This is a genomic window from Gemmatirosa kalamazoonensis (assembly GCF_000522985.1).
In the GTDB taxonomy this organism is placed as follows: domain Bacteria; phylum Gemmatimonadota; class Gemmatimonadetes; order Gemmatimonadales; family Gemmatimonadaceae; genus Gemmatirosa; species Gemmatirosa kalamazoonensis.
In genome coordinates this window covers 2,296,167-2,310,235 of sequence record NZ_CP007128.1, presented here as the reverse complement: position 1 = coordinate 2,310,235, position 14,069 = coordinate 2,296,167, and the positions used below count along the sequence as shown (strand labels likewise).

The 14,069-nt window shown below is 73.0% G+C and carries 9 protein-coding genes; 4 read left to right on the top strand and 5 right to left on the bottom strand.

All coding sequences use genetic code 11. From position 1 onward, the window contains the following. Positions 1–173: 173 nt before the first annotated feature. Complete coding sequence (locus J421_RS09995; protein WP_201773135.1) at positions 174–1,391, top strand: aminotransferase class I/II-fold pyridoxal phosphate-dependent enzyme; 1,218 nt, start codon at positions 174–176, stop codon at positions 1,389–1,391. Positions 1,392–1,522: 131 nt separating this feature from the next. Here the strand turns inward: J421_RS09995 and J421_RS09990 are convergent, their stop codons facing one another. Then, positions 1,523–2,170: a PEP-CTERM sorting domain-containing protein gene (locus J421_RS09990; RefSeq protein WP_025411042.1), complete on the bottom strand. Its 648-nt coding sequence runs from the start codon at positions 2,168–2,170 to the stop codon at positions 1,523–1,525. A 371-nt stretch (positions 2,171–2,541) separates the two neighbouring features. On the opposite strand from J421_RS09990, the gene J421_RS09985 reads away from it, so the two are divergent. The 3 genes from J421_RS09985 to J421_RS09975 all read left to right on the top strand — a co-directional run bounded on the left by J421_RS09985 (position 2,542) and on the right by J421_RS09975 (position 9,616). Then, a complete protein-coding gene (locus J421_RS09985; protein ID WP_025411041.1) occupies positions 2,542–5,625 on the top strand; it encodes a fused MFS/spermidine synthase in 3,084 nt (1,027 codons plus the stop codon). Between the two features lie 75 nt (positions 5,626–5,700). Next, a complete protein-coding gene (locus tag J421_RS09980) occupies positions 5,701–8,886 on the top strand; it encodes a serine/threonine-protein kinase (protein WP_025411040.1) in 3,186 nt (1,061 codons plus the stop codon). A 136-nt stretch (positions 8,887–9,022) separates the two neighbouring features. Next, positions 9,023–9,616, top strand: a complete 594-nt coding sequence (locus tag J421_RS09975; protein WP_148306241.1) for a hypothetical protein — start codon at positions 9,023–9,025, stop codon at positions 9,614–9,616. Positions 9,617–9,636: 20 nt separating this feature from the next. On the opposite strand, the gene J421_RS09970 is transcribed toward J421_RS09975, so the two are convergent. The 4 genes from J421_RS09970 to J421_RS09955 all read right to left on the bottom strand — a co-directional run bounded on the left by J421_RS09970 (position 9,637) and on the right by J421_RS09955 (position 14,010). Next, positions 9,637–12,318: a prolyl oligopeptidase family serine peptidase gene (locus J421_RS09970; RefSeq protein WP_025411038.1), complete on the bottom strand. Its 2,682-nt coding sequence runs from the start codon at positions 12,316–12,318 to the stop codon at positions 9,637–9,639. A gap of 110 nt (positions 12,319–12,428) precedes the next feature. Next, the gene (locus tag J421_RS09965; RefSeq protein ID WP_025411037.1) at positions 12,429–12,680 is read right to left on the bottom strand and encodes a hypothetical protein; all 252 of its coding nucleotides are present in this window, start codon (positions 12,678–12,680) and stop codon (positions 12,429–12,431) included. 29 nt (positions 12,681–12,709) lie between these two features. After that, on the bottom strand, positions 12,710–13,372 hold the full coding sequence (locus tag J421_RS09960; protein ID WP_025411036.1) for a DUF4142 domain-containing protein: 663 nt from the start codon (positions 13,370–13,372) through the stop codon (positions 12,710–12,712). Beyond that, complete coding sequence (locus J421_RS09955) at positions 13,369–14,010, bottom strand: DUF4142 domain-containing protein (RefSeq protein WP_025411035.1); 642 nt, start codon at positions 14,008–14,010, stop codon at positions 13,369–13,371. Before J421_RS09955 ends, J421_RS09960 begins: the two co-directional genes overlap by 4 nt. Between the last annotated feature and the right edge of the window lie 59 nt (positions 14,011–14,069).

The window sequence follows — 14,069 nt, the reverse complement described above, 5'->3', positions numbered from 1 at the left end:
TCGCGCCGCTGCCACGTACGACTGGAGCGACCGGGATGCCGGTCGTCGCACCGCCGAATCCGGCGAGCGTCGCACATGGAAGTGTCGATCCACTCCGCGGCAGCTTTGCCGAGTTCGCGCGCCCGACGGGCCCCGATCTCCTGGCGCGGACGGCGCCGATCGTTCCGTGGATCATGGCGCGCCGCGAGGCGCATGTGTGGCCGTACGCACGCGCTGTCACGAGCGCGCCGGGTACGACGACGCACGCCGAGGCCGAGACGCAGTCGGCCATCCGCTATGGACTGAACTTCGCGACGCAGGACTATCTGTCGCTCGCGTCGCATCCGTCGGTGCAGGAGGCGGCGATGGAGGCGCTGCGCCGCTACGGCGTACACAGCGGCGGCTCCGCGGCGCTCCAGGGACGCTCCGACATCTCGCGCGCGCTCGAGACGGAGATCGGCGAGACGCTCAACACGGAGCACGTGGTGCTCTTCTCGTCTGGGTGGGGTGCGGCGTTCGGCGCGGTCACGGCGCTCGTGCGTCCCGACGACCACATCGTCCTCGACCGGCTCGCGCACAACTCGTTGCAGACCGGCGCGAACGCGGCGACTCGCAACATCACGCACATCGAGCACATCAACGTCGACGCCCTGCGCCGCGCGCTCGCCGGCATCCGGGCGGGCGACGCCAGCAACGGCATCCTCGTGGTCACCGAGGGGCTGTTCTCGATGGACTCCGACTCGCCCGACCTGCGCGCGATGCAGGCGGTGTGTCACGAGTACCAGGCGACGCTCCTCGTCGACGTCGCGCACGACTTCGGGTCGCTCGGCCCGGGCGGCACGGGGCACATCGGCCGCGAGGGCATGCTCGGCGAGATCGACCTCGTGATGGGCGCCTTCTCGAAGACGTTCGCCTCCAACGGCGGCTTCGTCGCCACGCGGCACCCCGGCGTGCGCGCCTACCTCGAGGCCTACGGCGGCCCGCACACGTTCTCGAACTCGATGTCGCCCATCCAGATCGCGACGGTGCGCGAGGCGCTCCGGATCGTGCGGTCGGAGGAGGGCGACGCTCGGCGCGCCTCGCTCATGAGCGTCGTGCACACGCTCCGCGGCGCGCTGGCCGAGCAGGGGCTCACCTGCCTCGGCGACCCGTCGGCGGTCGTGCCGGTGCTCATCGGGCAGACGTCGCTCGCCCGCGTCGCGAGCGCCGGGGTGCTGGAGCGCGGGCTGTTCGCGAACCTCGTGGAGTTCCCGGCCGTGGGCGTCCGGGCAGCGCGGTTCCGCATGCAGGCCATGTCGGACCACACCCCGCAGCAGGCGCGCGAGGCCGCGGCGCTCCTCGCCGACGCCGTGCGGGAGGCCCGCGAGCGCCTCGCCCCGCCGGGGACCGCAGCCCGCCAGGTCGCGGCCTGACGAACCGGAGCGAGGAGAAACGAGAAGCGGCGGGCGCCCCGGGGCGCCCGCCGCTTCTGTTCTAACCGCGTTGACTGCCGGTCATCGCCGGAGCCGCCGAGGGGGCCCAGCGAGGGTGCTGCCTGCCTAGCTCAGACTTCCGTGCGACGGCGGCGAACCGCGCCGAACAGAGCGATGAGCCCCGTGCCCATCAGGGCGACCGTCGCCGGCTCCGGAACCGAGGAGACGATGAACGTCGCCGAGATCGACTTCGACAGGACCGTGCCCGACTCGATCTGCGTCTGGAGCGTCACCGGATCGATGCCCGGGAACTGCGTCGTGTACGAGCCCGTGAACTTGCCACCGACCAGCCCCGGCCCCGTCACCGTGCCGAGCACGTTGACCGTGGCCGACGTCGTGTTCGCCGTCGGGTCGTACGTCAGGATGACCGGCGTGCCCGGGACGTTACCCGAACCGAACGTGGTGCCGGTGAAGGTGAACCCGCCGATCGTGAGGATCGTCGACGGCAGCGTCGTCGGCGGCGGCGTCGGGCCCGTGCCGAAAACGAAGTCCGTGTTCAGACCCATCGTGAGCGGCGCCAGGAACGAGAACACACCCGTCTGGTCCGCCGGGTTGATCGTCGTGAAGACCGACCCGTTGCCGCCGAGCGTCGGCGGCAGGAAGTCGACGATCAGGTTGTTCGCCGCCCCCGGAAGCTGCTGGAAGACCCGCGCGCTGCCGAAGATGTTCAGCTGGCTGGTCTGGGCCGATGCCGTCGTTGCGCTGACGACCAGTGTCACCGCGACGGCTGCTCCTCTGAAGAACTTTCCTCTCATGCCGCACCCCCCGTGAAGATGACCGAACGCGCGCATGCTGCCTCACCTCGGCGCGAGGTATAGCATGCTGCGACTACGATACGACCCCGCGGCAGTTCCGCAAGTCACGGTTGGCTAACTACTACGTCGACCGCCGCAACTACGGACTCCGGAAGGCCACCACGAGCCCATGGCAAATATCTGTACCGCAGGGCTCGTACCAGCCTCGACGTGATCGCACGGTGATATAAAGCACAAGACGGGCCCGCATCAAGCGATTTCGCGGTCTCGTTTGTGTCCCAACGAACTACGGGGACTCCCTAGCACTTTTCGGCTCCTCTCTCGATCACGATCGCATGCTCCAGCTGCTGTACATCCTGTTCACGGCGTCCGGCGCGGCCGGGTTGATGTACGAGTCCATCTGGAGCCGGTACCTCGGCCTGTTCGTCGGCCACAGCGCGTACGCGCAGATCATCGTCCTCGTCATCTTCCTCGGTGGGATGTCGATCGGTGCGTGGCTGGCGGGACGACGCTCGGCGCGGCTGGCGGACCCGCTGCGCGTGTACGCGCTCGCGGAGCTCGGCGCGGGGGTGCTCGGGGCACTGTTCCATCCGGTGTTCGTGACGGTGACGGATGCCGCCTACCACGCGCTCTTCCCCGCGCTGCCCGCCGGGGCGGCCGTGATCGCGGCGAAGTGGCTGATCGCGGCACTCCTGATTCTGCCGCAGTCGGTGCTGCTCGGGGCGACATTCCCGCTCATGAGCGCGGGCGCCATCCGGCGCGCGGCCGCCGCGCCGGGACGCACGCTGTCGCTGCTCTACTTCACGAACAGCCTCGGTGCCGCGGCGGGCGTGCTCGTCGCCGGCTTCTGGTTGCTCGCGAGAGTGGGGCTTCCGGGCACGCTGCTCGCCGCGGCGGCGGTCAACGCGCTCGTCGCCGCCGGCGCGTGGGCGATCGCGTGGTCGTCGCCGCCCGCCGCGGCCGCGTCGCCGGACGGCACGCAGACCACGCTGCGCCTCGACACGCCGCGCAGCGACGTCTCGCGCCCGCTCGCGCGCGCCCTGCTCGCCGTGGCGTTCGGCACCGCGGTCGCGTCGTTCGTCTACGAGGTGGCGTGGCTGCGCATGCTGGCGCTCGTCGTCGGCAGCGCGACGCACTCGTTCGAGATCATGCTGTCGGTGTTCATCCTCGGGCTCGCGCTCGGCGCGTGGTGGATCCGGGCGCGCGCCGACCGCCTAACGGATCCGGCGCGCACGCTCGGCATCCTGCAGTGGGTCATGGGGAGCGTCGCGATCGCCACGCTGCCGGTCTACGTGCGGTCGTTCGACTGGATGGTCACGCTGCTCGACGCGCTCGACACGACGACGCACGGCTACCAGCTTTTCTCCATCGCGCGCTACCTGCTGTGCCTCGCCGTGATGCTGCCGGCGACGTTCTGCGCCGGCACGACGCTGCCGCTCATCACGCGCACGCTGTTCGTGCGCGGCGCCGGCGAGGACGCGATCGGGCGCGTGTACGCGGTGAACACGCTCGGCTCCATCGTCGGCGCGGCGCTCGCGGGCCTCGTGCTCATGCCGGTGCTCGGGCTCAAATGGCTGCTCGTCGCCGGCGCGCTCGTCGACGTCGCGCTCGGGTTCTTCCTGCTGCTGCGCGTGGCGGACGACGCGCGCGGCGAGCGCCCCGTCGTCGCGACGGTGGCCGCGGTGTCGCTCCTCATGCTGCTCACCGTCGCCGCGCGCACGCCGTTCCACCCGGCGGTGCTGACGAGCGGCGTGTACCGGTACGCGCGCGTCTCGCGGCCGGAGGACATGGAGATGGTCTACTACCGCGACGGGCGCACCGCGACGGTGAGCGTGCGCCGGCAGCGGGGGTCGAGCACGCTGTCGCTCGCCACGAACGGCAAGCCCGACGCGTCGCTCACGAGCGACTGGCTCCGTCCCGACCCGCGCGACACCACGCGGCGGCCGCTCACCGGCGACCAGGTGACGCAGGCGCTGCTGCCGCTCATCGCGCTCGCCCACGCGCCTAACGCGCGGACGGCAGCCGTCATCGGCGAGGGCTCGGGGATGACGTCGCACCTGCTGCTCGCCAGCCCGCGTCTCCAGCGGCTGTCGACGATCGACATCGAGCCGGAGATGATCCGTGCGTCGCATGCGTTCTACCCGGCGAACCGCCGCGTCTTCGACGACCCGCGGTCGACGTTCGTGATCGACGACGCGAAGTCGTTCTTCGCCTCCTCGCGCCGCACGTTCGACGTCATCGTCTCGGAGCCGTCCAACCCGTGGGTGAGCGGCGTCTCGGGGCTGTTCACCGACGACTTCTACCGGCGCGTGCGCGGGTGGCTCGCCCCGGGGGGCGTGTTCGGGCAGTGGCTGCACCTGTACGAGATCGACGACCGCCTCGTGCTCGACGTGCTCGCCGCGCTGCACCGCAACTTCGCGGCGTACGACGTCTATCTCGTGTCGAACGCGGACATCTTCGTCGTCGCGACGAACGGGCCGCGCGTCCCGACGCCCGACTGGGGTGTCGTGCAACTCCCCGGGCTCGCCGCCGACCTGCGGCGCACGCTGCCGCTCGACTCCGCGACGCTCGCCGCCGCGCGGCTCGTGGACCGCGCCGCGCTCGCGCCGCTGCTCGACGAGTGGGCGCCGGTGAACTCCGACTTCCATCCGGTGCTCGATCTCGGCGCCGAGCGGACGCGGTTCATGCGGCGGCGCGCGACCGGCTTCCGCGAGCTCACCGTGGGTCGCTTCGACCCCGTGGCCGCGATGCGCGGCTGGCGCGTCGGGTTCGGCGCGGCGCCGAAGTCGCCCGTCGACCTGCCGCGCGCGAACGCGCTCGCGTTGGGCGCGGCGGTGCGCACGGCGTGGGCGCGCGCGAGCACGCCGGGCGACGGCGTGGCGCAGGCGGTCGGCGCGGCCGGCGACACGGCGGCGCTTCGTGACGCGTTGTACCGTCGCGCGGCCTACGAGAACGTGCTCGCCAGCGGCCGCCCCCCCGCCGACTGGCCGCGCTTCGTCGCGCACGCGCTGGACGTGCTCGACGATCTGCACGGCGGCACGTCGGGCGTCGTCGACACGGCCGTGTACGCGCGGCTGTTCGCGTACCTCGCGCGCACGGGCGCGCCGCCGGGAGCGGCGGCGAGCGTGCACTTCGCGCACGGGCTCGCGGCGTGGGACTGGCGCGAGGCCGCCGACGCCGCGGATTCGCTCGTCGCCGCCCGCGCGCGGGGCGAGCTGTGGGTGCGGCCGTCGCTCCTCCTCGACGGCGCCGTGGTCGCCGCGCTGCGGCTCGGCGACGCCCCGCGCGCCGCACGCCTGTACAAGGCGACGACGCGTGGCGCGGAGCGCGACCTGGACGACGTCCGCACGCTGCTGCTGCCGGCGTGGATCGCGGCGGCCGGCGGCGCGCGCCGGGAGGCCGCCAGCGTCCAGCCCTGACCGCTCGAGCGCGCTGCGCTCGCGCTTCCGCCCCGTACTGGTACATTAGCGCGGTACCTGACGTGGGGGTCCGTCGTGGCGACGGGCACGCTACAGGAGCGACTCGGCGCCGATCTCGGCGACCGCTTCACCGTCGAGCGCGAGATCGCGCGCGGCGGGATGGCCGTCGTCTACCTCGCACGGGACCGGAAGCACGACCGCCAGGTCGCGGTGAAGCTCCTCGACCCGATGCTCGGCATCGGCGTGCTCGCGGACCGGTTCCACCGCGAGATCGCGCTGCTCGCGAGGCTCCAGCATCCGCACATCCTCCCGCTGCTCGACTCGGGGGCCGCGGCCGGGTCGCTGTACTACGTGATGCCGTTCGTCCCCGGCCTGTCGCTGCGCCAGCGGCTCGATCGGGAGGGCCCGCTGCCCGTGCGCGACGCGCTCCGCATCGCCGAGCAGGTGGCCGACGCGCTCGCGTACGCGCACGCCGAAGGGATCGTGCACCGCGACGTGAAGCCGGAGAACGTGCTGCTGCCGGGCTACCACGGCCGCGAGGACCAGTCGGTGTCCGGGTGGCACGCGGTGGTGTGCGATTTCGGCATCGCCCGCCTAACGGGTCGCGACACGCTCGGCGGGGCGACGACCGGCGCCACGCGCGAGCACTTCGTGATCGGCACGCCGTCGTACATGGCGCCCGAGCAAGCCAGCGGCGCGCGCGACGTCGACCCGCGCGCCGACATCTACGCGCTCGGCGTCGTGCTGCACGAGATGCTCAGCGGCTCGCTGCCCGCGTCGCGCGAGGCGTTCGCGCGCGCGCGCGGCGCGTGGCCGAGACGACTCCGCCGCGAGCTCGCGGCGCTGCTCGCGCGTGCGCTGGCGCCCGACCCGGCACGGCGGTTCGCGAGCGCGCCGGAGCTGAAGGCAGCGCTGGAGTCGTGCACCGCCCACGTCGCGCCGCCGCGTGCGGGTGCGTCGTGGAGGCGGCGGACCGCGGCGGGGGCGGCCGTCGCCGCGCTGGGGATCGCGACGTGGCTCGGCGTGCGGGCGTGGATCGGGCGCGCCGACGCGACGCTCGACGACGAGACGTACGTGGTGCTGCCGTTCGCGAACGCCGACGGCGCGGCACCGCAGCCCGTGACCGGCGACCAGAGCGAGCTGCAGCTCGCCGACGCGCTCGCGCGGTGGCGCGGCGTGCGCGTCGTGCCGCCCGAGCGCGTATCCGACGCGCGCCTCCGGCACGGCGCGACGCGGCTCCTGCTCGACGACGCGGTGTCCATCGCGCGCTCGCTCGGCGCGGGTCGCCTGGCGTGGGGCGAGGTGCGCGGGATGGGGGACAGCGTGTACGTGGCCGCCACGCTGTACCGCGTGCGGGGGCGCGGCGCACCGGTGGAGCTGCACCGACACCACGTGAGCGTCGCGCGCGACCTTCGCGACGTCGGCGACAAGTTCGCCGTGCTCGCCGACTCGCTCCTCGTCGGCAGCGGCGCGACGCGGCTCGGCACCGCGGGCGCCGTCGGCACGCGCTCGCTGCCGGCGTGGGAGGCATACGACCGAGGGCACCGCGCGCTCGCCGTGTGGGATCTCGCCGCCGCGCGGCGGGAGTTCCGTACGGCGGCGGAGCTCGACCCCGACTACGCGCAGGCCCAGTACTGGCTCGCGCAGACGAGCACGTGGAGCGACGAGCCAGCCGACAGCGTGCGGCCGGCTGCCGCGCGCGCCGCCGCGCTCGCGTCGCGCCTCGCCCCGCGCGATGCGTCGCTCGCGCGAGCCCTCTCGGCACTCGCCGATGGGCGCTACGTCCAGGCGTGCCAGGCGTACAACGCGCTCGTGCGCGCCGACTCGACGGACTTCACGGCGTGGTACGGACTCGGCGAGTGCTTGTCGCGCGACACGCTCGTCGTGCGGGTGCCGCGCTCACCCACGAGCTACGCATTCCGTGGCAGTTACCGCGCCGCGCTCGACGCGTACCGGCGCGCGCTCGAGCTGGTGCCGGCGGTGCAGCTCGCGTTTCGCGGCGCCGCATTCGGCCGCCTGGAGCGCGTGCTGCTCACGCGCCCGTCGGTCTTCCGGGAGGGAACGCTGGAAGACGGCCAGCGATACGCGGCCTATCCGTCACTCGACCACGACACCCTCGCCTTCGCGGCGCAACCGCGCGCGGCGGTGGAGCGCAGCGGACTGCCGGCGAGCGCGCCGGCCGCGCTCCAACGAAACCGCGAACGGCTTCGCGAGATCGCGCAGCAGTGGGTGAGCGCACTGCCCCGGAGCGCGGCGGCGCACGAGGCGCTCGCCCGCGCATACGAGGGCACGGGGCAGCTTTCCACCTCCGCGGGCCCGTCGGCGCTGTCGGCGGTGCGCGACGCACGACGCCTGGCGACGAGCGCGCCGGAGCGCCTGCGCCTGGGGGCGCTCGAGGTGCAGCTCGCGCTGAAGCTCGGCGATTTCGAGCGGGCCGGCGCGCTCGCCGACTCGCTGCTGCGCGCGCCGGCCGACGACGCGGAGAGCGCGCGGTACGTCGCAGCGCTGGCCGGGCTCACCGGGCGCGCGACCCTCGCCGCGACCGCGTACCGACGGGCGCCTAACACGTCCGCGTTCGTGGCGCCGGGCCGTGGGCGCGTCACGCCCCCCGAGGTGCTCGCCGAGCCGGCGCGGGCGCTGCTCATGTACTCGGCGGTCGGTGCGCCGAGCGACAGCATCCTCTCGCTCGTGCGACAGATCGATGCCGGGGTGGAGAGCTGGGGCGTCGCGGAGGAGCGCATCGCGCTGCGGCAGGCGCTGCTCGCCATCCCGTTGCGCAACGCGTTCCCGACCACCGGCCTCGGTCCGGTGGCAGCGCCCGGCGACGGCACGAACCTCACGCGACGGATGCAGCGCGCGCTGGCGCTGCACGACATCGGCACCGCGCGGCGGCTGCTCTCGGAGCGCCGCGCGATGCGACGCGGTCGCATGCGTCCCACGGACGACGCGATGGACGGCGTGTTCCTGGAAGCCTCGGCGCTCGTGGCGATGGGCGACTCCGCCGGCGCCGCGCGCGATCTCGACCAAGTGCTCGGTGCGCTCACGGCCCTGACGGCACCGTTGGTCGACGAGCCGATGTTGACGCCGATGCTGCCGCGGGCCATGGCGCTGCGCGCGGAGCTCGGCGCCGCGGCGCACGACACGGTCACCGCCGCCCGATGGGCGCGCGCCGTGGTCTCGCTCTGGTCACACGCCGATGCGGCGCTCGCCCCGGTCGTGGCGCGACAACGCGCGCTTTCACGTGGCCGCACCCTTCCGTAGTCCGCAGCCCCACCCCTTGCCACCACCGCCCATGCTCGCCATCCGCTCGTCGCACTCACGCGCCGCCGTGGTGTTCACGACCTTCGCGATCTCGGGCGCCGCCGCGAGCGGGTGCGTACCGTCATCCGGCCAGACAGTGACGATCACACAACTCGTCGACACGGTACCGGTGGCACCGACGCCGGCTCCGACGTGGGCCGCGGGCTACGCGCTACTGACGACGGACGCCGCGCGCAACGCATGGCTCGCCGACAGCGTGCCGAACTACGGACGGAGCCTGGCGTTCGACACGGTGGACGGCGCGGGCGACGAGCAGCGCCTCATGGTGGACTCGACGGGCCTCGGCCCGCAGGCGCGCATCGAGCCGCAGATCGGCGCGTTCAAGCTCGCCGACGTGACGCTCGGCGCAGGTCGCGTCATCGCGCGTCTCATCAACACCTCCGGCACCGCGTCGTACACGTTCCTCGCCATGCAGCCGAACGACACCGTCTACTGGTGGGTAGAGCGACGCAGCCAGCGCTGGGTCGGCGCGATCGTGAGCGTGAAGTCGGGGAACGGTAAGTTCATCGACAGCGTGACGATGACGAACCACGGCGTGTACACGTGGAAGCAGTCGCTGTCCCGCTGGCAACCGGTGCTGCTGTACGCCGCCCCGTGGGGCACGTGCGAGAACTCCGTCTGCTGCGGCACGACGCAGGCAAAGATCGCGGCGGCGATCACGCTCAAGTGACCGCCGCCGCGGGGACGCGCCTACTGCATCGCCTTCGTGTCGTTCGCAACGACCGGCTTCTTCTCGCCGTTCTTCACGTACGTGTCGAGCCACGCGGTCCACCGCGCCCACTGGTCGAGCAGCGTCTCCTTCGTCGCCGGGCCGTGGTCCTCGTACGGGTACATGTACAGCGCCGCCGTCTTACCGAGCCCCTGCAGCGCGTGCATCATGCGGATCGAGCTGATCGGATCCGTGCCGACGTTCTGGTCCTCGAGCGAGTGGTACATGAGCAGCGCGCCCGTGAGCTTGTCGGCGTAGAGGAACGGCGACATCTCGAGGTACGTCTTCTGCGCCTCCCAGAAGTCGCGCCGCTCGCTCTGGAAGCCGTTCGGCGTGAGGCTGCGGTTGTACATGCCGTCGCCGGCGATGCCCGCCTTGAAGTACGGCGTGTGCGTGAGCGCGTTGAGCGTGCTGAACGCGCCGTAGCTGTGGCCACCGATGCCTAACCGCTGGCGGTCGATGAAGCCCTGGCGGTCCAGCTCGTCGATGACGGCGATGAGGTTCGCCTGCAGGTCGTTGATGTAGTTGTCGTTCAGCCGCCCCGCCGTGCCGAACACCGGCGGGTCGAAGTTCGCCACCGCGTAGCCCTGCGTCGCGAGATACTCGATCGTGCGCGGGCCGGCGGTCGGGAACTGGTTGATGTTGTTCGTGCGCAGCGTGCGCTGATAGCCGAGCGAGTCGGTGTACTCGTACGGGTAGAACCAGAACATGCCGGGGAGCCGCGTGCCGGCCTGGTAGTTCTCGGGCAGCGTGACGTTCACCACGAAGCGGTAGCCGTCGGCGCGCGTGACCCACACGCGGCGGCGCTGCAGGTTCGTGAACTCCGGCGTGAGATCCTTGTTGCTCGTGAGCTTCGTGAGCTGACCGCTCGCCGCGTCGCGCAGGTAGCCGTCGGGCACCGTCTTCGGCCCCTCGCGCGTGACGACGAACTTGCCGAACGCGTCGTCGAGCGGCGCGACGACCGTCTCGTACGCGTCGGTGCCGCCCTGGAAGATCGGCGTCTTCTTGCCCGTCCGGATCTCGACGCGGTCGGCGAAGCCGCGCGGCGCGTTCTGCTGCCAGTTGCGGTCGTAGCGCACGCCGGTGAGGTACGCCGACTGGCCGTCGGGCGACACGAGCGCCGCGGGAGCTCCGGTGCGGCCGGGCACCGTCACGAGCTGGCCGGGGTTCTGGTAGAACGACACCGAGTCCGCACCGTTGCCGCCGCGACCGCCGCCACCGAACCCGCCGCGCCCCGTGCCGACGCTCGCCGTCAGACCGCGCATGCGCCAGATCGTGTAGCGCTTGCCGGGCTCGTTGAAGTACGTCGCGTACACGGTACCGACGCCGTTCGTGTTCTCGGCCACGAACGCCATCTTCGCGTCCGGCGCGAACAGCACGCCGCCGATCCGCGCGTCGCTCTCGAGCAGCACCTTGCGGCTGCCCGCGTCGAACGGCGCGGCCCACGCCACGAGACGGTCCTTGCGCCGCGCGCCGCCGCGACCGTTAGGCACCTCGGCGCTGTCGCCGCCGGCGCGCGCCGAGCCGTTAGGCGCCGCTTCCTGCTGCAGGAACGCGAGCGAGCCGTCGGGCAGCCACTGGAAGTCGCGCTTCGCCGTGTCGGCGCCGGCACGGCCGGGGCCCGGCGCGTCGTCGTCGCCGCCACCGATGTCGTTCTCGCGCAGCGGCCGCGACGCGAGCTCGGCGACCGTCTTGCCGTCGGCGTCCCACAGCTGCTCCGTCTGGGGGAAGCTCGTGTACTGGACGATGTACGAGAACGGCTTCCGCATGAGCGTGACGCGGAAGTACTTGCCGTCGGGCGACGGGTCGACGTCGGCGATCATCGCGGGCTGGCCGACGCGCTTCATCGCGCCGCTGTTCGCGTCGAACGTCGCGAGCTGGCCCGTGACGTAGTACTCCATGAGATCCATGTCGTACGGATCGCGGAGCAGGCTCGCGTACGTGCGCGTCTTGTCCTTGTGGCCGTCCGTCAGGCGCACGAGCGGCCCCGTCTCGACCGCGGGGCGCTGCGGCACCGCGCGGCGGTTCGCCGGGGGCACCACGGCGACGAGCCGCGTCCCGTCGGCGGTCCACTCGACCTCCGTCACGAGCGTCGCGAGCACGGGCTGCGCGGCGAGCTGCCGCGAGCGTCCCGTGGCGACGTCGGCGACGTAGATGCGCGACGCGTCGTCGAAGTTCGCGAGGTAGGCGACGCGCTTGCCGTCGGGCGACCACTTCGCGCCGCTCACCGTCGCGCCCTTCGGCGTGTCGATCGTGCGCCGCTGGCCGCTCGTCGCGTCGACGAGCGCGAGACCGTCGGCGCCGCGGGTGGTGAGCACGCGCGCGCGGTTCGCCTTGAAGTCGACCTGCAGGCCGCCGAAGTAGTAGTGCGGCTTGCCGAACTCCTGCACCGTCGGCAGGTCGGCGACGACCGGCACGAGGAAGAACTTCCGATCGGGGCCAAGCGCGGCGGCCGACAGCGTGACGTTGCTCTGACGCGGCGCGGTCACGAGCCGCTCGATCTCGGCCGGCGGCCGGACGTACGACTCGGCGGTCAGCGCCTCGCGCGGCGACCACGCCGCGGCCTTCGACGCCTGGGCCGGCTGCGCGAACGCGGCGGGCAGAGGGACGAGTACGAGCGTGGCCGAGAACAGCCACCGTGCTGGGCGGAGTGATGCGGACATGGGGCGGGTGAGGATGAGGGGCGCGACGGCGCGGCCGACCCGACCGGGCCGCCCGCGCGCTCCCTACAAACGCCTCCCGCCGGCGAAACGCTGTCCCCGCTCTCGCGGGGCTACGGGCGCGGCGCGCCCTTGGCGGCGGCGTGGCCGGCCGTCGTGTCGCCGGCCGGGACGGCGCCGCCGGTGCCGCGGTTCACCCCGGCGGCACTGTCGCCCATCGTGGGCGTCGGCGAGAGCGTCTGCTGCGTCGCCGGGGCGGCGGCGCCGGTGTCGCCATCCTTGGCGTAGTCGGGCTGCTTCGCCCCGCCACAGGCGGCGAGGGCGACGACGGCGGCGAGCGAGAGAAGGCTGCAGGTCGTGGACACGGTCCGGATTCGCTGAGGTTCGGTCGAGATCAGGGCAGCCGCCGCTGCAATGCCCGCGCCTCGTCCAGGTGGCGCACCACCTGGCTCCGCGTGCTCGCGACGAGGGCCGGGAGGTCGCCGCTGCGCGCGACGGGGCGGATGCTGTCGAGCAGCGCCAGCGCCCGCTCGTGCGCGGCGATCTGCGCCTCGACGAACGCGCGGTCGTACGGCGCACCCGCCGGAAGGGCGTCCAGGCGCGCGGCGGCGCTGGCCTGCAGCGCGCGGAGCGGCGCGGCGAGCGGCCCGGTGGACCCGGCGTTCAGCGGCGGGCTGTCGCTCACCTTCTGCCGGTGGGCGCTCGCCAGCACGCTGGCGAACCGCTTCACGTCGGGGTTAGTGGCCTTGCCGAGCGCCGCGCCGGCGAGCTGGGCGTCGGACGCGTTGATCGCATCGACCATCCCCTCGACCGACTCCTCCGACAGCTCCCCGGCGGGCCGGGCGAGCGGCCCGTGGATGTGCCGCGCCTTGCGCCGCGCCGAGTCCAGCGCCGCTTCGCTCGGCGCGGCCCGGGGGGTATCGGCGAGCGGCGTGGCGGCGGGGCTCGCGGCGACGCGCGCCGCGGCGCTGTCCGACCGCGCCCTGCTCGCGTCGCCGCCGCACGCCTGCGCGAGCAGGCAGAGCGCCGCGCCGAACGCCGTCCAGCGGGCCCTCACGGCTTGCCGGCTGCGCCGGCCGACTGGAGCTGCTGCGCCCTGTCGAGGTGCGCCTGCACCTTCGGGATCGCCTGCTGGATGAGCGCGCGCAGGTCCTGGTCCGACGTGGCGCCGGCCATCGTCTGGAGGTCGTTCAGTGCCTTCTGGTGCGCGGCGACCTGCGCGTCGACGTACGCCTTGTCGAACGCCGGGCCCTGCGCGGCGGCGTTCAGCGAGGCCAGCGTCTGGGAGTCGCTCTGGCGGAGCTGGTCGGCCTGCTGCGGCGGGGTGGGCGTGAGGCTCTTCGCCTTCGCGAGCGAGTCGAGCGACTTCTGCATCGCCTCGTGGTCGGAGATCATGAGCCGCGCGAACGCCTTCACGTCGCGGTTCGTCGCCTTGCCCTCGGCGATCTTCGCCTGGCCGATCTCGCTCGCGTTCGTGAGGCCGATGAGCGACGTCATGTTGGCCGGCGTGAGGTTCGCGCTCGCCCCGTTCGCGCCGGTCTGCGCGGAGTCGCGCACGGCCGCGCCGGCGCTCGAGTCGGTGGTGACGGGCGCCGACGCGGCCGAATCCGCCCTGGTGTCGCCCCGCGCGCACGCGCCGAGCGCGGCCGTGGCGCCGACGAGGAATGCCGTACTGAAGCGTCCGACGAGACGCATCCGCTGCCTCCGGTGAGTGGGAGTCCAGCGGGCGGAAGTGCAAGAGGCGGACTCGCACG

Excerpts from the sequence above, each read along its gene's own strand:
- J421_RS09955 (WP_025411035.1), bottom strand. The coding sequence starts at position 14,010 with ATGCGTCTCGTCGGACGCTTCAGTACGGCATTCCTCGTCGGCGCCACG.
- J421_RS09985 (WP_025411041.1), top strand. The coding sequence starts at position 2,542 with ATGCTCCAGCTGCTGTACATCCTGTTCACGGCGTCCGGCGCGGCCGGG.
- J421_RS09970 (WP_025411038.1), bottom strand. The coding sequence starts at position 12,318 with ATGTCCGCATCACTCCGCCCAGCACGGTGGCTGTTCTCGGCCACGCTC.
- J421_RS09995 (WP_201773135.1), top strand. The coding sequence starts at position 174 with ATGGCGCGCCGCGAGGCGCATGTGTGGCCGTACGCACGCGCTGTCACG.